16 protein-coding genes and 1 tRNA gene are annotated in these 19,686 nt (G+C 45.0%); 11 read left to right on the top strand and 6 right to left on the bottom strand.

Features of this window, described 5'->3' with window-relative positions:
• Nucleotides 1-83: 83 nt before the first annotated feature.
• Complete coding sequence (locus QUA58_RS00965; RefSeq protein ID WP_333392676.1) at nt 84-3,668, bottom strand: PAS domain S-box protein; 3,585 nt, start codon at nt 3,666-3,668, stop codon at nt 84-86.
• A gap of 747 nt (nt 3,669-4,415) precedes the next feature.
• Nucleotides 4,416-4,805, bottom strand: a complete 390-nt coding sequence (locus QUA58_RS00970; protein ID WP_333247260.1) for an AbrB family transcriptional regulator — start codon at nt 4,803-4,805, stop codon at nt 4,416-4,418.
• Nucleotides 4,806-5,070: 265 nt separating this feature from the next.
• On the opposite strand from QUA58_RS00970, the gene QUA58_RS00975 reads away from it, so the two are divergent.
• The 4 genes from QUA58_RS00975 to pyrR all read left to right on the top strand — a co-directional run bounded on the left by QUA58_RS00975 (nt 5,071) and on the right by pyrR (nt 7,942).
• On the top strand, nt 5,071-5,514 hold the full coding sequence (locus QUA58_RS00975) for an Rrf2 family transcriptional regulator (protein WP_006635345.1): 444 nt from the start codon (nt 5,071-5,073) through the stop codon (nt 5,512-5,514).
• A gap of 38 nt (nt 5,515-5,552) precedes the next feature.
• Nucleotides 5,553-5,954, top strand: coding sequence for a GFA family protein (locus tag QUA58_RS00980; RefSeq protein WP_333392677.1), 402 nt, complete (start codon nt 5,553-5,555; stop codon nt 5,952-5,954).
• Nucleotides 5,955-6,061: 107 nt separating this feature from the next.
• The gene (gene cbiB / locus QUA58_RS00985) at nt 6,062-7,141 is read left to right on the top strand and encodes an adenosylcobinamide-phosphate synthase CbiB (RefSeq protein WP_333392817.1); all 1,080 of its coding nucleotides are present in this window, start codon (nt 6,062-6,064) and stop codon (nt 7,139-7,141) included.
• Between the two features lie 267 nt (nt 7,142-7,408).
• Nucleotides 7,409-7,942, top strand: a complete 534-nt coding sequence (pyrR, locus tag QUA58_RS00990) for a bifunctional pyr operon transcriptional regulator/uracil phosphoribosyltransferase PyrR (protein ID WP_333247264.1) — start codon at nt 7,409-7,411, stop codon at nt 7,940-7,942.
• A gap of 362 nt (nt 7,943-8,304) precedes the next feature.
• Here pyrR and QUA58_RS00995 read toward each other — a convergent pair.
• Nucleotides 8,305-8,377, bottom strand: a tRNA-Ile gene (locus tag QUA58_RS00995).
• 185 nt (nt 8,378-8,562) lie between these two features.
• Between QUA58_RS00995 and QUA58_RS01000 the strand changes: the two genes are divergently transcribed.
• On the top strand, nt 8,563-9,255 hold the full coding sequence (locus QUA58_RS01000; protein ID WP_333247266.1) for a hypothetical protein: 693 nt from the start codon (nt 8,563-8,565) through the stop codon (nt 9,253-9,255).
• A gap of 68 nt (nt 9,256-9,323) precedes the next feature.
• Nucleotides 9,324-10,802 (top strand): hemolysin family protein, encoded by a 1,479-nt coding sequence (locus tag QUA58_RS01005; protein WP_333247268.1) that lies wholly within the window; start codon nt 9,324-9,326, stop codon nt 10,800-10,802.
• Between the two features lie 214 nt (nt 10,803-11,016).
• On the opposite strand, the gene QUA58_RS01010 is transcribed toward QUA58_RS01005, so the two are convergent.
• The 3 genes from QUA58_RS01010 to QUA58_RS01020 form a co-directional block, all read right to left on the bottom strand.
• Complete coding sequence (locus QUA58_RS01010) at nt 11,017-11,604, bottom strand: GGDEF domain-containing protein (protein WP_333392678.1); 588 nt, start codon at nt 11,602-11,604, stop codon at nt 11,017-11,019.
• A 131-nt stretch (nt 11,605-11,735) separates the two neighbouring features.
• Nucleotides 11,736-12,410 (bottom strand): 7-cyano-7-deazaguanine synthase QueC, encoded by a 675-nt coding sequence (gene queC / locus QUA58_RS01015; RefSeq protein ID WP_333392679.1) that lies wholly within the window; start codon nt 12,408-12,410, stop codon nt 11,736-11,738.
• 154 nt (nt 12,411-12,564) lie between these two features.
• Nucleotides 12,565-13,899 (bottom strand): cytosine deaminase, encoded by a 1,335-nt coding sequence (locus QUA58_RS01020; protein ID WP_333392680.1) that lies wholly within the window; start codon nt 13,897-13,899, stop codon nt 12,565-12,567.
• Between the two features lie 294 nt (nt 13,900-14,193).
• Between QUA58_RS01020 and QUA58_RS01025 the strand changes: the two genes are divergently transcribed.
• The 5 genes from QUA58_RS01025 to QUA58_RS01045 all read left to right on the top strand — a co-directional run bounded on the left by QUA58_RS01025 (nt 14,194) and on the right by QUA58_RS01045 (nt 19,175).
• Complete coding sequence (locus QUA58_RS01025; RefSeq protein WP_333247276.1) at nt 14,194-15,441, top strand: GTP cyclohydrolase II; 1,248 nt, start codon at nt 14,194-14,196, stop codon at nt 15,439-15,441.
• An 89-nt stretch (nt 15,442-15,530) separates the two neighbouring features.
• The gene (locus QUA58_RS01030) at nt 15,531-16,613 is read left to right on the top strand and encodes an adenylate/guanylate cyclase domain-containing protein (protein WP_333392681.1); all 1,083 of its coding nucleotides are present in this window, start codon (nt 15,531-15,533) and stop codon (nt 16,611-16,613) included.
• The gene (locus QUA58_RS01035; RefSeq protein ID WP_333392682.1) at nt 16,610-17,857 is read left to right on the top strand and encodes a URC4/urg3 family protein; all 1,248 of its coding nucleotides are present in this window, start codon (nt 16,610-16,612) and stop codon (nt 17,855-17,857) included. Before QUA58_RS01030 ends, QUA58_RS01035 begins: the two co-directional genes overlap by 4 nt.
• Before the next feature lie 195 nt (nt 17,858-18,052).
• Nucleotides 18,053-18,709, top strand: a complete 657-nt coding sequence (gene upp, locus QUA58_RS01040) for a uracil phosphoribosyltransferase (protein WP_333392683.1) — start codon at nt 18,053-18,055, stop codon at nt 18,707-18,709.
• A 319-nt stretch (nt 18,710-19,028) separates the two neighbouring features.
• Nucleotides 19,029-19,175: a hypothetical protein gene (locus tag QUA58_RS01045; RefSeq protein ID WP_333247283.1), complete on the top strand. Its 147-nt coding sequence runs from the start codon at nt 19,029-19,031 to the stop codon at nt 19,173-19,175.
• Nucleotides 19,176-19,686 lie beyond the last annotated feature (511 nt).

Here is a 19,686-nt window from a genome sequence, read left to right on the forward strand (position 1 = left end):
TCTTGTCTACTGATTACCTGACAATTCTCAACCGTACCGCACTGTTACTGAGAAAGGCTGTACAAGTTAATCTTCGGCGCCCCCTACCGCTCAATTTCATCAATCAAATCTAGTATTTTTTGATAATCAAAATTATATAGATGATTCATCAGAACTTCCGCAAAAACATCATTATCGCTGCCGATTTCCTCAATAGTTGTGGCAATCAAGTCGAAGTCAGCCTCACGGACTGCCTGTTTTAGATTGCTCGTCCATTCTGGGGAAACTTTCGGCTTGGAGTCCAGCGTAAATATTGCAGCACTATCAGATATTTTTTCTTGTACCATACTTGAACTTTGCGATAAATCATAGACTTCAACATATTTATTGATGACTTCACCAGCACCCGCTGCGGTAACAACTTGAATGTCAAACTTGAAGACTGTACCCTGTCCCACTTCGCTCTCTACAGTAATGTCGCCGCCCATTAATTTTATGAACTCGCGGCTGATGTTTAATCCTAAGCCCGTACCTGTTTGAACTTTTTTTTCTGATGAAGTTTGCACCAATAATTCAAATATGCTTTCTAATTTTTCCGGGGAAATACCAACTCCTGTATCGGCTATTTCAAAGCCAACAAAAACTGTTTTTTCAGGTTCCCCACTATTAAAAAAATTGTTTGTTGTAGGCTTAATTATTCCTGATTGCTTTTGCCTTACTGTGACTAAAACTGAACCAGATTGGGTAAATTTAACCGCATTATCTAATAGATTAATTAGCACTTGTCGCAACTTAACATCATCAGTTTGCACGTATTGGGGAACATCGGAATAGCAGTCAATAATTAATTGCAGTTTTTTATTTTTCACCGGAATCTGAAACATATTTTGCACGTCCACCAGCAAGCGGTACAAGTCAAAAATTTTGGCGTTGAGTGTCATGCGCCCAGCTTCAATTTTAGATAAGTCTAAGATTTGATTGATCACCTGAAGCAGGTGCTCTCCGCTGCGGCGAATAATTGTGATATTTTCTTTTTCCGGCAAAGTTAAATTAGCGCTAGGTTCCATTAATTGAGCGAAGCCGAGAATGGCGTTGAGGGGGGTTCGCAATTCGTGGCTCATGTTGGCGAGAAAGATGCTTTTAGTTTTGTTGGCAACTTCTGCGGCTTCTTTGGCTTGTTTGAGTTCTTGTTCTGCTTGTTTGCGATCGCTCGTATCAATGATTATGCCGTGCCAGACAATATCTCCATTTTCGCGCAATTCTGGTCGAGAATAACCTTGCAGCCATTTGAGTTTTCCCGATGCTGTCACAATCCGCCACTCGTGGGAAAATAGTTCTAGATCAGTGGCACTTTTGACAATTGCCTCGAAGTGACTGGATCGATCGTCCGGGTGTATTTGTTCGTAGAATAAAGCAAAGTTGTTCTGGATTTCCTCCGGCTCTAATTCTTGAATTTCTCGGCACAGCGGACTCATATATTCCATCTTGACTGAGCCGTCGGAATGCTGCACAAATATGTAAAGTTCTCCGGGAACAGTGTTGGCTAATTTGTGAAACAGAGCTTCGCTTTTTTGCAAGGCTAATTGTGCTTGTTTACGATCGCCAATATCAATCCCAAATCCAAAAAGAAAGTCAAAATTGCCATTTTCATCCAAAACGGGCGTACCGTACCACTCGACTAACAAAGTGCGCTCGCACTTTGTGAGAATGGGATGTTCGTTAACGGTTTGCTCCCGCGCTGTTACACCCGTAAAAATCGAATGTAATCCGGCTCGATCGCTTGGGGGTACAAATGTAGCTAAGTAATCTTTGCCTGCAACTTCTGTGGCAGTATAGCCCACAGCTTCCAGCATACTGTTATTCGCCAGCAGGATTTTACCCTCAGAGTCGATCGCTACAAAAAAAATCGGAGAATTTTCGATAATCTTTAAGTTAAAGTCGCGCTCTTGACGGATAATTTTTTCAGCTTGCTTGCGCTCCTCAATTTCGAGCTGCAAGCGGGCATTGATCGAGGCTAGCTCGATCGTGCGATCGACTACTTCAATTTCCAGAGTACGGTTGTAGTCAGCCAATATTTGCTCTGCGTGTTTGCGAGCCGTAATATCTTTAAAAACAGTAAGAACATAAAGGATATTCCCTGCACCGTCAAACACCGGCAGCGCTCGCACTTCCAAACGAATATTTTTCCCGTCTCGGCGAATATCCATATCTTCAGCAATCACCTCCAAGCCACTCAACGCCCGCACAAACGGCATTTGCTCAACCGGGTACAGTTGATTAGTACCTGTTATATAAATTTGATAAGCTTCTGCTAGCTCTGTTGCGGTAGCATCGGGCATTTCTCCCCTGCCCAATATTTGCTCTCCCGCCGAATTCATGAACATAACTGCGCCGCCCGGAGTCATCGCCGAGACTCCAACAGGCAAATTTTCTACCAGTTGGGCAAATTTTTCTTCACTTGCTGCCAAAGCTTGAAAAGACTTTTTCAGTTGAGCTGCCATCTCGTTGAAAGACTCGGCTAATTCGCCGACTTCATCAAGCCTACTGACACTAACAGCGTGATCGAACTTTCTGGCGGCGATATCTTTAGCTGCTTCGTTAAGTCGTCGCAGCGGCAGCGTTACCCACCTAGCTGTCAGCACTCCGGCAATTGTCGATAGCAGTAGCGCCCCCCAACAAAGTAAAATTGTAGTGCGCGTATTTTTGTTAATTTGCCCCAGGAAATCGGATTTGGGAACTGCGATCGCAATCAGCCAGTTCAAACCGTAACCATCAGAAAAGGGCAGCACTTCCACAAAATATTCCTGCCCGTCTCGGCTAAATTTCAGTTGCTGTCGCTGCTTAATGTTGCCAAAGCCCCCGAAGCGATCGTACAAATATTTAGCTGCGGTGCGAATGACAGGAGTTTGGCTCTCTAAAACATTCAGCCGTTCAGGTTCCTGCTTTCTCAGCATCTTTCTAAAGGGTGATTCTTGACTCGAACTGGCAACCAGCAAGCCCGATCGTTCGATCGCGAAAATTTGGCCGGTTTTGCTAAGCTTGATGCGATGGAGATATTGCTGAAGATCCGAGAGCGAAAAGTCTACGGCACTAACTCCCAGCAATTTACCATTTCGATCGCGAATCGGTTGGCTGGCAGCAATAAAAACAGTCCCCGAAGTAAAACCTGGATAAATACTCGTCCAAATGGGTTTGTTAGCTGCAACAGCTTCTTTGTACCAGGGGCGGAGACGGGCATCGTAGGTTCCGGGTTCTGCCTTTAATTTAGCGGTGCGAGTGCCTCTGCCGTCTGTAGCGTAGTATATGCTCTGAAAGTTGGTAGACTTGTTCGCCTCGACAATTTGCAAGCTGTTATCCGTGGGGTGGCGCCAAATGCCGAGATATTCTCCTGATTTTTGAGCACCGAAGGATATCCATTGAATGCTTTTAAACGATCGCATTTGCTGCCAGAGGAACTTCTCTCCCCGAGGATGTGGCTTTTCTAACTGTAAGTTTAATTCACCGCGCTCGATCGCTTCAGCGTTAAGTTGATTTACCCACTGGGTATGTTCGAGAAAAGAAATCAGCTTTTCTTCAACTCTCTTCCCCGTCTCCGCGATCAATTTCTCGGCGAGCTCTTCGACTGCTTTGTCTCCGTTGCGAAATGACAGATACCCGACAATCCCGACTGCTGCGACGATTTGCAGCACAAAAGAGGCCACTAGAAGGTGACGCAGGGAGATTTTTGTTTGGTGTTGAGAAGTTTTGCTCGCGAATCGGGGCAACGGCATAGGCTGATGACTAATTGCTCCCTAACACTTTAACTGTTCCAGCTCTTAATTTCACTTATGGGCGATCGAGGCTGCTTCCTTGCCCTCAAAACACATCCCACACAGACACATAAAATTTTAGATTTTAGATTTTAGATTTTAGGTTAAATAATTGGGAATGAATGATCAAGCTCGTGCTTTCGAGCTTCGCTACAGTTGCATTCTTTTTTTCAACTGGTATGACGCACTGTTAGCTGAGAATACCTCTGCCATTTTCTTGCTTTGGTGGGTTTCCTAGCTCAACCAAACCTAATTTTTCCTTCAAACCTCTTCGGTTCATCAATTACATCCGTTAAATCCCGTACACAATTGGCTGCCGAACATCCATCCATCGAACCTCCATCAATTACATCCGTTAAATCCCGTACACAATTGGCTGCAGAACATCTCTTTAACAGCTACGCAGAAAATCCCCCGCTTCTCCAAACGGATATAGCGAGGGGCGAGAATAGGTATTCTCGGAAAATATAAAGTAGTGGCAGTGGCTTTTGTCGAGCCATTGCCATCTATAGAAGCCATACTGTTTTAGGCTCACAGAAAGATTTCAGAGCCAATTCTCTGCTTGCAGTCAATGCTTGAAGTCAAACCAACCAGTTCAAGCAAGAAGTCAAAGCAAGTGGTAAAGGCCTAGGCTACTTCTTCTTCTCGATCAATTTGGCGCAGGTGAATGTGCTTGCGTCCCAGAGAGATTTCAAATTCATCTCCTGGCTGGAGTTCCATCTGTTTGGTGTAGGCAGCTCCAATCAGTAAGTTGCCGTTAGATTGAACGCTAATCCGATAGCTGGCAGAACGTCCGCCGCGTCCATTGCCGTTTTGCTTCCCGTCTAGCTGAATGCCTTCTGCATCAATCAGCGCATTCAGGAATTTCATCATGTTGACCCGTTCTACGCCGTTCTTGGTAATGGTGTAGTAGCCACAGGCTCTAGCTTTTTCTTCCTTGGTAAGGTTCTCTAGCTCTTTGACCTTTTTGATCAGATCTTCGCCTTCAAGGGGTTCGATATTTTTCTTTTTAGCCATTTACTGAGTCCTGAAATATTCAACTGGTGTACGGATTTTTTCTCGGTTGGTTTTTGGTTTAACCAAGAAACTTTAGCTTTATAGCTGGTCGTAAAACCATATTACACCGATCGGCTCAATTGTTAACCACTATTATCTAAATATTTTTAACAACCTGCAGTCTTTCTTGAGGAGTAGCTGCAGCCGGTGCGAGCAATCTCTAAACTCGGTAGCATAAGCTATCAGCTATCAGCTAGCTGAATATTTGCCCCGCTCTTAAAATCCTATGAAGTTAACCACACGCGGACACTACAGTGTCAAAGCATTACTGGATCTAAGTTTGCAACCTCGCTTTGGCCCGACATCGGTGAAATCGATAGCGAAGCGACAGGAGTTACCGGCTCCGTATCTAGAAAAATTGCTGATTGAAATGCGACGAGCCGGTTTAGTCCAATCTGTTCGGGGCTCCCAAGGAGGATATCAATTAGCCCGCCAGCCAGCTCAAATCTCTTTAGGACAAATCTTAGAGGCTGTAGGTGAAACTATTGAACCTTTACCTCGACATTTTCCCGACGCGACGCAAGCAGAGGACTGGGTAACATTCAGTTTATGGAACCGATTGCACAAAAAACTTGCCGAAGCGCTGTACAGTATTTCCCTCGAAGACTTATACTATGATGTCCGCAGTTGGCAAGCGGCTCTTGGGGAAGAAACCAGCTTTATCATTTAAATGGTAAGTTCATTTATTCGATCGCTCTTCTAGCACACATGGACACAACACTTGTTACCTACTTTGGCGGCTGTCACTGCGGAGCTGTCCGCTTCCGTGTCGCCGTTGGCAAACACGAAGCATCTGATTGCAACTGCTCTATCTGTAAAAAGAAGGGATTTTTGCACCTCATTGTGCCGCCAGAACGTTTTACCTTGCTCAGTGGCCAAGATGTTTTGACAACCTATACATTTAATACAGGAACTGCTCAACATACTTTCTGCCGAATTTGCGGCATTCACTCGTTCTATCGCCCCCGATCGCATCCCGATCATTTTGATGTCAACGTCCGCTGTCTTGACTCTGATGCCATTTCGCACTTTCAGATCCTACCCTTTGATGGTGTTAATTGGGAGGAGAACGTACACTTGCTGGGCGACGAAAGTAATCTCAGCAGTTAAAATTAGGGATCAAAAATCCAAGTCAGCAAGGGTGGCAGCATTTAAAACCGTGGCTATCCTGCGAGCGCTCTTGCTCGGACAGACTATCAAGTTTGACACAATATATAATGATGCCGGATGAATTTCCTGTTTTGATTTTAGCTGCGGTGTTGGATTATTCGATCGGCGATCCTTGGGGTTGGCCACATCCCGTGCAAGCGATGGGTTGGGCGATCGACCGTTATACTCGACTTGTCTTTAATATATGGAATAATCCCGCAGGCAAAATGCCTGAAGCAGAGGATCGTCCCGCTGGCGAGCAGCACAAACTGCTGCTACGATGTGCTGGTACAATACTAGCGATCGGGCTGATTGTAGGCAGTTATACTGTCAGTTGGTGGATCGTCCAAGCTGCTAGTTGGGTACATCCTCTTTTAGGTATTGCCATACAGACCATTTTGCTGGCAAGCTGTTTTGCAGGTCGCAGTTTGAGGGCGGCAGCGGAGGATGTGCTAGCACCTTTAAATGTTGGAGATTTAGTCAAGGCGCGAGAAAGGTTGAGCCTTTACGTCGGCCGGGATACCGAAAACTTATCCGAGCCAGAAATTCTACGAGCATTGTTAGAAACTGTAACAGAGAATGCAGTCGATGGTGTGACAGCACCGCTATTTTATGCATTACTTGGGTTCGCTCTGCCACATCTATTATTAAGTGTTACCGATCGCCCGATCGATCCTAACTCGATGTGGGCGAGTGCTATAGTCCCCTTGGCGATCGCTTACAAAGCAGCCAGCACATTAGATTCTACGATCGGCTACAAAGAAGCGCCATACACTGATTTAGGATGGTTTAGTGCCAAACTAGATGACGTGTTGACATGGATTCCTTGCCGACTAACAGTGATTACTTTAGCCTTAATATCTGGCAAACCGATGTACATTTGGCAGATTTGTCAGAGAGATGCAGTTAAAGATGCCAGTCCCAATTCCGGTTGGAGTGAGTGCGTTTACGCCGCCATCTTGGGAGTGCAACTAGGAGGTATTAATTCCTATCGCGGAGTTCTCAAAGACAAACCCCTGTTAGGCGAGCCGGTTTACCCTATCACAGCGCAGCTAATTTGCCAAGCATTGGAATTAACTCGGTATTGCTTTCTGATTTGGTTGGGACTATCATTGCTTTTTTATACCTTATTATGTTTGAGCCGCTAGCTTATGACCTCACTCGAACAGTCCAGGAGGCATAAATAACGTATTTATGTGATTGTTCGCCCTCAGCCAAGCAATCGCAGCATCTGCTTTTCATCCGTTCGGGGTCAGTCCTGCAGAACACAGACATCAACCACCGACAAAAGCAAAAAAAAGTTTTGACCTTTGTTCAAACCCCCAAATTAATCTGTAAAGTCAATCTCAAATCTCAAATCTCAAATCTCAAATTGTTAGATATGCCAACAGCCAACAATTAGCTCGCAGCAACCCATGACTAAAATTATCAAAATTTTATCCCCTGATGAAGTGAGACGCACTCTCACCCGCGTCGCTTCCCAGATTGTCGAAAAATCAGGGAATCCCTCGGAGTTAGTGCTGTTGGGCATTCATAGTAGAGGAGTGCCTTTAGCTCAAATTTTGGCAGATCAAATTGAAGTTCTCGAACAAGTCAAAGTACCCGTGGGCGCTTTGGATATTACCTTTTACCGAGATGACTTGGATCGAGTTGCGATGCGGACACCGGCTAAAACAGAAATTCCTTTCGATTTGACGGGCAAAACTGTGGTGTTGGTAGATGACGTTATATATAAAGGCAGAACGAGTCGAGCGGCTTTGAATGCGGTAAATGATTACGGGCGGCCGGAGAAAATTTGGTTGGCGGTATTAGTTGATCGTGGCCACCGAGAAGTACCGATTCAGCCGGATTTTACGGGTAAAAAGTTGCCGACTGCAAAGGAAGAACAAGTTAAGGTTTACGTTCAAGAGCTCGACGGGCGCTACGGAGTGGAGTTAATTAAGGGTTGATATCCTTGACCAATGATCAGAATAATAATTTTTGGAGTGCAGTGTGAGCGTCGCCGCGCAGCGCCCGCCATCTCAGAAGCGAGCGGATCTAATGTGGAATTGATTAAGGCTTGATATCCTTGACCAATGATCAGAATAATATTTTTCCGAGTGCAGTGCGAGCTTAACAGATTGCGATCGACCAAATTTCTAGTTGGCGATCGCACTTGCGACCTCACAAACCAGGTTTATTCGGATATTTTTCGTTACTTGTCGCAAATTTTTCGTAAAACCGGGTTTCTAGCCCCCATCCGTCCTGGACGGGTATCTGGGAAGAAACCTGGTTTTTAGCCAGAGCGCTGAGCGTCCTAAATTATTAAAAATCGGCAGTGCAGGAGTTGAACCTGCCTGGGGCGAATTATGAGTTCGCTGCCTAAACCGCTCGGCCAACTGCCGTTAAATCTATTTCTTTGATTTAACTCAAAATGAAGTATAACATAATTTCCCAGTCCGTGCTAGAACTAGAGAACAAAAATCAAAATCTTTAGATCTGCTGAGTCCCGATCGCCTGTTAGCCAATGTTAGGCAAGCCAATCGACCGGACAAAGCAGTTTCTAGGGTTCGGCATAAACTTATAGGCAATGGCAGTGAATTCGACGGTAGTGCTGACTCTAATTCTGCTCGCTCTAATGTTTGGAGCAGGCGTGACGAGTTCTGTTTGGGGATTTACTATAGGTCGCGAAGCCTTACAAGGAACGACTCAACCCGATGTTCGTCCCAGCAACAATGCTGGCAGCGGCAAGCCTGGAACGAAGGCTAGCAAAGACCAAGTGAGCATTTTGAAAGAAAAAGACATTCTCACAACCGTCAAAGCACGGGTAGAAGGTCGCGATCCCGAAAAAACAACGGCCGGGGCAAATACTAAAACAGAGAAGGCAAGCTCTAAATCAGCCGCGGCCAAAAAACCGGCTGCACAAAATGCCAGCGCCAAGTTTCCCCTGAACAGTCGCGACGGGGGAATAACTCTGGAGGTAAGCGCGGCCAGTCAGCGCAACAATTCCATGCTGCTAGACGTGAGCATGAAAAATGAAGGCTCCCAAGCTGTGAGGTTTCTCTACAGTTTCTTGAACGTCACTGACGATCGTGGCCGGGCCCTGAGCGCGACTGCCGAGGATTTGCCGTCGGAACTCCCCCCCAACGGGCAGGTGTTTTACGGTACGGTGAGTATTCCCACAGCTTTACTGGAAAATGCTAAGGAAGTTTCGCTGACGCTGACAGATTATCCAGGTCAAAAACTTCAGTTGCAAATATCTGGCATTCCAGTGGCGAAGTAAAATAAAAGAAGACCAAACCTGTAGACCGATTCTCAGGTTTGATCGAGAAAGTTTTTTTAGGGAGCATTGTGTCACTTTTAGGGGCGAGAGTGCAGGAGATATCTGATTTACCCGCGATGAGTTTGACAGAGGTGCTGTCGCGGTTGCTGTCAGTGCTGTTGCTGATTGCAATCAATGCTTTTTTTGTGGCCGCTGAGTTTTCGATGGTGACGGTACGCCGATCGCGCATCAATCAGTTAGTAGAAGCTGGCGACATTGCAGCTCTAACTGTGCAATCTTTGCAGAAAAGTATTGAGAGATTGCTCTCGACAATGCAGTTGGGAATCACTCTTTCTAGTTTAGCTCTCGGCTGGATTGGGGAAAGTACGATCGCCGTGCTAGTCCGAATGTCGATCGGCTATTTGCCGCTGCCAATTTACATCAAGTCGGCGATCGCCCATTCTTTTAGCATACCAATAGTAACTTTTTTGTTGCTAGCTTACCTGCAAATCGTACTGGGCGAACTCTTTCCCAAATCTGTAGCGTTACTTTATTCCGAACAGCTAGCCAGAAGTTTAGGGCCTCCGAGTTTATTGATTTCCCGTCTGTTCAATCCCTTTGTGTCGTTTCTTAATCAATCTACTCGATCGCTCTTGCGGTTTGGGGGCATCGAATACGACCTAAGACATCGGCCGGTTACTCCCGAAGAACTGCAATTAATTATAGCTACTTCCAGCGAATCAAGCGGCTTGCAAGCAGAAGAGCGAGAACTACTTAACAACGTGTTTGAATTTGGCGAAGTTTGGGTAGAAGAAGTGATGGTGCAGAGGCCGAACATTATCGCACTTCCGAAGACGGCTACCTTTCAAACTTTGCTCGACGAAATGGCAATTTCTAACCATTCCCGCTATCCCGTGACGGGAGATTCTTTAGACGACATTATTGGCATTATTGGTTTCAAGCAACTTGCAAAACCTCTAGCTCAAGGTTTGCTATCTCCCGACACGGAAATTGTAACTTGGATGCGTGCGGTGAGGTTTGTGCCGGAGATGATGCTGCTGGGGGAACTGCTGCCTTTGATGCAGAGTTCGTCGGAAGAAATTGCGATCGTTGTCGATGAATTTGGCGGCATTTCCGGGTTAGTCACGCTGAGGGATTTGATTGCGGAAATTATCGGCCGCACTTACCACTCGCCCGACAGTAAAGAAATTGCTTTGCAAGTATTGGACGATCGCACTTTTTTGGTGCAAGCGCAGTTAAATGTAGATGATGTGAATCAAATATTGAATTTGGATTTGCAGGTGACAGACGAATATCAGACAATCGGAGGTTTTCTGAGCTATCAGTTGCAAAGAATGCCGGCTGTTGGGGAAGTTTGGCGCGGCGACAATGCGGAACTTACGGTGGTTTCTGCGTGCGGGCCCCGCTTGGATCAAATTCAAATTCAGTTGCTGTCAGGGGCTGCGGGCGATCGAACTTTGGGTGAAGTTGCAGCAGCGGATGGAGAATTTGTGGGGAAAGGGCGATCGAATAGCGGGTTGAGAGGAGGGGCGAGATTTTCTAGTTAAGATTGGGATGGAAAGGGCGATCGAAATAGGGCAATTTTTTAGAGATCCGAAATTATCTGCGAACGGTTTCATGACTTACGCATTAAGGTAAAGAAACCGGGTTTTTTACCTTAATTTAAAGTTTTAAGCAAATATTTTGGTTAAAAAACCCGGTTTCTAGCTACCCGTGCGTCTAGGACTATGTTTAAGTCACTCGTCCTGGATTTTGTTAGAGTTACAAATCAGTATTTTTGTTCTCCGTCGAAGGCAAAAAACAAGAACCGTCTAAATTCATCGCTACACCCACAACACCACCATATAAGCGTTTGCCACCTCTTAGTGCGGCTTCCTCTGCGGCCCCATACAGAGTGGAATAATCTACACCATGTTCGGGATAGAAAGCTACCCCACAAGATACTGTCAACGGAAGAGCAACTTCTACATAACTGCAATCGCTCATACAAAAAAAGCTTCGCAATGGGGGAAGATGAGAATAATTCTGATTAACTGCCTTACAAATTCGCATTGCTAGTAAGACAACTTCTGCCATCTTCAAATTATTTATAAGAATTAAAAATTCCTCTCCACCTGTTCTAAAGACATCAATACCATCCGGTAAATTTTGGCAAATCAACTTAGCAATCTCTTTCAGTTTTTCATCGCCCACATTATGACCGTAGCGATCGTTGAAATATATAAATCCATCTATATCTATCAAGATGAGTCCAAATTGCTCCCGATCGCCAGCGAATTGAGCAAAGCGAGTTTGCATCATTCTTCGATTACCCAATTCGGTCAAGCTGTCAATATCTGAATAATTCATCTAAGAAGCATCCTTTTCAAATCAAACCATGAATATCAAAATCACTACGCCAACCAAATAACTTGTAAGGTGCGTCAGGCTTGAAGCGAGTACGAAATAATTATGGTTTGCCGTCTGACGCACCCTACATATTAAGCGTAAAGCACCGGATCTTGCAACCCTAATTCTTCAAAAGCCGCCAGCCGCAGCCGACAAGAATCGCAAACGCCGCAGGCTTTTTCCCCACCTGCATAGCAAGACCAAGTTTGCTCCCAAGGCACTCCCAACTTGTTACCCAATTCAATAATTTCAGTTTTTTTAAGTTCGATTAAAGGTGTGACAATCTTAATAGCTTCTCCTTCCCTTCCCTGCTTCGTTCCTAACCGAAATGCTTCCTGCATGGCTTGGATGTAATCGAGGCGACAGTCGGGATAGCCGGAATAATCTAAAGCGTTGACGCCAATGTAAATACGATCGGCTTCTAGGGTTTCTGCGTAGGCGAGGGCAAAACTAAGAAAAATGGTATTTCTAGCTGGAACGTAGGTAATGGGGATGTTTTGCGACATTTCTGCCAGGTTGCGATCGATCGGCAATTCCATCTGATTGTCCGTCAAAGCCGAACCGCCCCACAGCGTCAAATCAAAGTTTATCACCTGATGCGCCTTAACATCCGCTGAAAGTGCGATCGCCCTTGCTGAATCCAACTCCCGCCGGTGCCTTTGCTGGTAGTCAAAGGAAATAGCGTAACACTCGCAGCCGTCGGCTTTGGCTTGATACAAAACTGTTGAGGAATCCAGCCCTCCCGACAATAAAATAACTGCTTTCACTTAAAACATCCTCAATCGAATCAGCTTTTACATTTATATCAAATTAGTTGTGAATTGACAAGTTTACAGCGATGGATTTTAACGAACCGCGAAGACGCGAAGGAAGAGAAGGAAAGAGAAATAGTTGACAGTTGATGTGATGATTGCTAGAAGTTTAACTTGCTAACAAATCGTCGAGTTCGCGGTAATCGGGCAAAGTTGTATCAATTTCTTTACCTTGCCGCCAAACTGTGCGATCGCGCTGTGACCTCGATAACAGTTCGCTGAAATTTCGCGCCTTAAACAAAATCAAATCTGCTGGTACACCAACGGCAATTTTTCCTAGATTCGGCAATCCCATTAAATCTGCTGGTGTTGTTGTGACTGTGCGCGGCCAATCTTCCCAAGGCCTGTCTAAATGGGCTATGCGGACTGACATATTAAAGACTTCTAAAACATCGTGATCTCCAAATCCGTAAAACGGATCGCGACAGTTGTCGCTAGCAACTGTGACGGGAATTCCTGCTGCTTTGAGTTCGTGCACCAGCGTCACTCCCCGCCAGCGCGGTGTACGCCCAGATTGTCTATCTTGCAAATAAAGGTTGCACATCGGTAAGCTGACAATGCCAATATTTGCTTGCTTGACTAATGTCAAAGTTTCTGTTACTAAATCGGGCGGTTGTACGGCTAAACTGCAGCAGTGCCCGCAGATAATTTGACCGCTAAATTTATGGCTGATGGCGGTTTTTGCGACTTCCCGCAATGTTACTGATTCTGGATCGTCGGTTTCGTCGGTGTGGAAGTCGAGGTTTAAACCGCGTTCTTGGGCTAAGCTAAATACGCGATCGAGTTGTTTGTCTAAATCCGGGTTCATGTAGGCGACTCCGCCGAGGATGCCGCCGATTTGGGCAATTCTATCTGCTAATTTTTCGCCTGTGGGTGTCAGGTAATAGTCGAGGGAAACTAGGGAAACTGCTTGCAAAATTAGCCGATCGCTCCATTCGGCTTGCAAAGCTTCAAATACTGCTAAACTAACGGTTCCCTGTTCGCCTGCGCTGTCGATGTGAGTGCGGATGGCTTTGGTGCCGTGGGCGTAGCTGCACTTGAGGCCGAACTGCATCCGCCGGTAAACATCCTCTGCATTCCAGTGTTTTTCGGCATCAGCACGCACAGTCTCCAGCGCACTTGCAAAAGTTCCATCGGGATTGGGCGATCGTTCCCAAATGTGGCCTTTGTCTAAATGCGTGTGCATATCCACAAAACAAGGCCAAACTAAGCCGCCCTGCAAATCTACAACTGGGATATCTCGAAGTTGCGATAAAGGTTGCGTATTTGTGGGGATGATTTGGGCGATCGTACCCGCTGCAATTTCCAAATCCACCAAACAAAAATTGTTCTCACTCCCCGTTGTCGCCACAGTAGAAGCTGACGGGGCGATCGATTTCATCTCTAGCAGAGACAGGGGGACGCGAGCATTTTTGAGCAATAAATTAGATGTACTTGGCAACATTAACTTTGTGAGGTAGAATTTTATCTAAAATTGATCGCTACCAGTTCTAAATATAGCAATTATTGCCATATTTGGGAACTTTTTTATTTCTCTCTTTCCCTTTTACTCTCTTTTTTCCTCCTCTGCGGCCTCTGCGCTCTCTGCGGTTAGTAAAAAAATATCATTCACAAATGAAAGATAATTGCTAGAGAAGATTTCGATGAAATTGGATATATCGGATACTTCCGCAGACACAATTGTGTTGTTACAATCGATAATTGTTTAAAATTGCCATAGCAAGAGCCAAAAACAACTGTGTCAAAACCCAAACATATAGTTTTAACATCCCATCCCGACAGATCCGGCACAAAACCTCATCCCATTTACTGGGGAGAAATCGATCCGCTGAAACGGGGGCCTGTGATTGGTAGCCTCACCAAATCGTCTCACCGGAATGCGATCGGCACTCATTCGGGTTCCTACTCTGTTTATCGCGCGCTAGCAGTGGCTTCCGGGGCACTCCAAGCAGATCACCGCCCCGATTTTACCAACACCTCTCCGGCCGCACACATCGGGCCGCACCCGAGTTGGGGCGATCGCAATTTGATTGTTTCTCTCGATCCCTTTGGGGGTTTGGTCAGCGAAGTTTATACTTCATTTCTCCAGCAGGGATATGATATTCGACCGACGATTGCTGTCACTAAAGCTCACATTAATATGCCGGAATTGCAAGATGCCATAGCTAAGGGGCGAGTGCAAATTGATGGCAAAATAGTCAAAGCAGGTGGCAATTTAGCAGTAACTAAAATTGCGATCGACCCGGTGTGGTATTTGCCGGGAATTGCTCAGCGGATCGGCGCTGAAGAAAGTGTTCTACGGCGTGTCCTGTTCGAGGAAACAGGCGGAATGTTCTCGGATTTAGTGACGCGGCCGGACTTGCACGTTTTCTTGCCCCCAATTGGCGGAACTACGGTTTATATTATTGGCGATGTCGCGAATATTTCTGACCCACAGAAGCAGTTGGCGGTACGGGTACATGATGAATGCAACGGTTCTGACGTGTTTAGTTCGGATATCTGCACTTGCCGTCCTTATTTGGTACACGGGATTGAAATTTGCATCCAAACGGCACAATCTGGCGGTTCTGGGGTAGTTGTTTATTTCCGCAAGGAAGGCAGAGCTTTGGGGGAAGTTACGAAGTTTTTGGTGTACAATGCCAGAAAACGGCAGGAAGGGGGCGATCGGGCTGATGCCTATTTTACTCGCACTGAATGTGTCGCCGGAGTTCAAGATATGCGGTTTCAAGAACTCATGCCAGATGTTTTGCACTGGTTGGGCATCTCTCGAATTGACAGTTTAGTTTCTATGAGCGATCTCAAATACAATGCAATTATCAATTCTGGCATTCAAGTAGTCGATCGCATCCCCATTCCCGAAAATTGGATTCCCGCAGACGCCCAAGTCGAAATCGCCGCCAAAAAAGCAGCCGGCTACTACACGCCAGACCCCGTGCCAGATGCTACAATTCTTGCAGAAGCCATCGGACGCGATTTAGGAGATTGACAGGCCAAAGACGCGAACAATCGGGCGCGAACAATCGCGTCTTTGCCAAATAAAATATATTGCTGGTCTTTGATCGGTCAGGGTAGGTTATGGCTAATTTGCGTTCTACTGTTATCGTAAAAACAGATATTTGTGGATATACCGCCAGAGTTAAAAAATTATCTCAGTCGGAATTAAGTAGTTTGTTAAACGAGCATAAAATTTTTATTTCAGATATTAGTACCAGAAATGAAGGCAGCATGATTAAAGGGGAAGGTGATTCCTTTTGGATGATTTTTCCCAGCGTCACAGCAGCGGCGATGGCAGCCATAGAAATGCAGCAAGAATTGAGAGCTGAACAATCTAGCAAATCGAATGATGAACGATTGGCTATTCGCGTGTCGATTACGTTAGGAGATGTCTTGCACCAAGATAAAGATATTTTTGGCGATACAGTGAATTTAACAGCGCGGATAGAATCAGTAACTCCGCCGGATGAAATATATTTATCCCAAGCAGCATGGCTGGCGCTCAACAAGGCAGAAGTGCAAACATCTTTTGTTAACGAGTTTTCTTTGAAAGGGATGAGCGAACCTGAAAAAGTTTACAAAGTTGACCAAAGTCACAAAACGCGGATAGTTGAAAATCAAGCAATAATTAAAGCTGATTTGAGAGGTTTTATTGCTTATCAAGAATCTAATTCTATCAAAGATGTTGAATATTTGCTGACTAACTTCGATACTTTTGAAAAAAACATTTGCGAAGAATATGGTGGCACAATTCGGAGTATAGTTGGCGATTCGCATTTGTTAACTTTCCCGGAAGCTCATTCAGCCTTAGCGGCAATGGAAAGTTTGTGCGAGAATTGGAAACTGTTTATTCACGGAAATCAAATACCTTGCGGCTTGTCGGTAGGAGTTGCTAAAGGAAATTTGTATATTTTTCGGTCTTGCACTTACGGAAAAGATATTAACATCGCCGACAGGCTGGAAGATTTAAGTAAAATAGTATCTCCGGGTATAGAAAGAAATTCGGTGATAGTTTCCGATCAAATAAAACGCGAAGTTAGCGGCTCGAAGTGGGAGTACAAGCTGATCAAAATCGATAAAAATGCGATTTTAGATAATCTTTTAGATTACAGTCAGTTTGACTTTTTTCAAGAAAACGATGTTTATCGGTGTTTGATTGTATGAAGTTGAGCAAACTTGAACTGGAAACTGTACAATATCTGAGAACGCCGGCTGCAATTCGCCAAAAGTGCGATCGGCTTTTTGATTTAGCCCGCGTGGATAAACTCCGCTACTTCCGCGTCGATTTATCCCAACTCGACAAAGCAGCAAATTATGTAATTGACACAACGCGCCAACAGTATCCCGATTTTAACATTCCTTTTCACAGTCGCTGGCGGCATTTTGAAGCTGGCAACCTGCAGCGAGTCGCCGAATTGGATGCAGCTTTAGCAGAATTTTCACTCATAGAGCAAGCTAAGATCAAATTTGATTTAGCAATTGTTAGCGTTTTGCTCGATGCCGGTGCTGGTGCAGATTGGCAGTATTGTGAACCAGAAAGCGGACAGGTTTACCGCCGTTCTGAAGGGTTAGCAATAGCCAGTTTTCGGATGTTTTGTCAAGGTGTTTTTTCCAGTAATCCCGATTTTCCTTTTTCTGCTGATTCTCGCGGACTTTCTCAATTAAAACTAGAAACCTTAGCTGCGGGATTTCAGGTAAGTCGAGACAATCCGCTAGTTGGTTTAACAGGCAGATTAGAATTGTTGCAGCGTTTGGGGAAGGCGATTTGCCAGCATCGATTATTATTTGGCAGCGCAAACCCGCGTCCCGGCAATTTGGTACAATACTTGCTCGACAGTCGGGTTTCTGGAGTCAAAACTGTGAATGCTTCTGAAGTATTGAATGCTGTTTTGACAGGTTTTGAGGAGATTTGGCCGGGAAGATATGCCATTGGTGGGGTTAATTTAGGGGATGTTTGGCAGCATTCAGCTTTAATAGGAGAAAATTTGGGAGATGAATTTGTGCCGTTTCACAAACTATCGCAGTGGTTGACTTATTCGCTGTTGGAACCGCTGCAAGAACTTGGTTTAGAAGTCGCCGGATTGGATGAGTTAACGGGATTACCGGAGTACCGAAACGGCGGTTTGTGTTTGGATGTCGGGCTGCTGCGGGTAAAAGATGCGGCTGTTTTTGAGCAGAGTTATTTGCCCGGTTCGGAAGTTATAGTGGAATGGCGATCGCTGACTGTGAATCTTTTAGATAAAATTGCCGCAGCTATGCGAGAAAAGCTGCATTTGAGTGCGATAGAATTGCCACTGGTGAAGATTTTGCAAGGAGGAACTTGGGCGGCGGGGCGGAAAATTGCGGCAGAATTGAGGGCTGGTGGAGGGCCACCAATTCAGATTGAAAGTGACGGCACTGTGTTTTAGGGGGAAGAGAGAAGAAGGAAGAAAGCCCTTCGGCTTCGCTCAGGGTAAAAAGAAGGAAGAGGGAAATTTATCCCCTCTTCCAACTTAAAATTCAAAATTCCAACCTGAAAACTATTGCTCACACTACACTCCCCACAAGCTGCTTAGCGGCAAGTGCAATATTTGACGTGATAAGCAGATTAATTATTCAAAAAAATGAGTTCTAAAGTTACTGTCATCGACCATCCTTTGATACAGCACAAGTTAACTCTCATGCGGCAAACTCAAACGAGCACGGCGAAATTTCGCCAACTGCTGAAAGAGATTGGGATGCTGCTAGCTTATGAAGTTACGCGAGATTTGCCGCTGAAATATGAAGAAATAGAAACGCCGATCGCCAAAATGAATGCACCGGTGCTGGCTGCTGAAAAGAAAATTGTGATTATTTCGATTATGCGCGCCGGTCAGGGACTGTTAGATAGTATTTTAGAGCTGATTCCGTCTGCGAGGGTAGGACATATTGGTTTGTACCGCGATCCGACAACTCGGATGGTGATCGAATATTATTTCAAAGTTCCCCAGGATATCGAACAGCGAGATGTTTTAATTGTCGATCCGATGCTGGCTACTGGTAATTCAGCAGTGGCGGCAGTGGATAGGCTGAAAGAAGTTAATCCGAAGTCTATTAAATTTTTGTGCTTGCTGGCGGCACCGGAGGGAGTGGGGCACTTTCACGAACAACACCCTGACGTGCAGATTTATACGGCGGCAGTTGACGAGTGTTTGGACGAACACGGCTATATTGTACCCGGACTCGGAGATGCGGGCGATGGCTTACACCCCGCTACGCTACGGCTTTATGGCACTCTGTGAATTCAATAAAATTATTTTCTGCTGTATATGCCAATACATTCATTTAAAAATAAGTTTACTAACATAAGCATTGGTTTGATAGTGCCATACAATGTAAATTGTAAAATTTCAATGTCAGGAAAAGCCTATATATAACAATGGTTGTAGGGTTTTCTTACATTAAATTCGTAAATTGCATGATCTAGATGTATTTACTGCATTTGATGGTTAAATTCTCTGCCTTTAGTTTAATTAATTGCAAGAATTAGTTATTAAAATAGATGTATGATGCTAACCGTTTGCGATCAACTACTAACATTTTTTGACGAGGAAAAAAACAATGGAGACTACAGCACAGAAAGAAGCCCCAACTCAGCCTGTTGAGGAAGTGAAAATTCATAATATCAACAGTTTGGAGTTTGAGCTTTGGGCTAAAGCAGTGAAACGCCAGATGATTGCAGCACTCTCTAAAAAGGGCGCGATTTGACATCTCTGGGTTTTTTGTGCACACGTTGTGTTAATTAATTAAATTAACAACATTTTTGTCTGCATTGTTGTCGGAGTTCGAGAGGAGTAAGGGGAAGAGTGTTGAGATTGCGCTGCTTTCGGAGTTACGCGAGGGGCAAAAGAAAGATTTTTCCTTTTTCCTAGTTTTGGACGTACAGGTGGAAGGAAGCCGGGTTTTTTTACGAAAATACTTCTGTTGCAATCGGCAGAAATGGTAAAAAACTCGGGTTTCTTCGTGTCAAGATTGCCTCCGGGACTGTTCCCTCTACCGAATGCTCGATCCCAGATTACCAGAAAGAATTGGTTTAAAGCCTCTTCCTTATAGGGAGAAATTAAAACAAGACTATTCATTTCCAATACTTCGGACAGTTTTTTAACGACCCTGTAAGCCGAGGGCGAGGAAGCCCTGCCATTTTTAACGCATTTTCTGAAACTTAGCGCGCTTACTTAAACCTTGAAATAATAGTCCAGAATATAGCCAGTCAGGGTTT

The organism is Microcoleus sp. N9_A1 (assembly GCF_036701795.1).
Lineage (GTDB): Bacteria > Cyanobacteriota > Cyanobacteriia > Cyanobacteriales > Microcoleaceae > Microcoleus.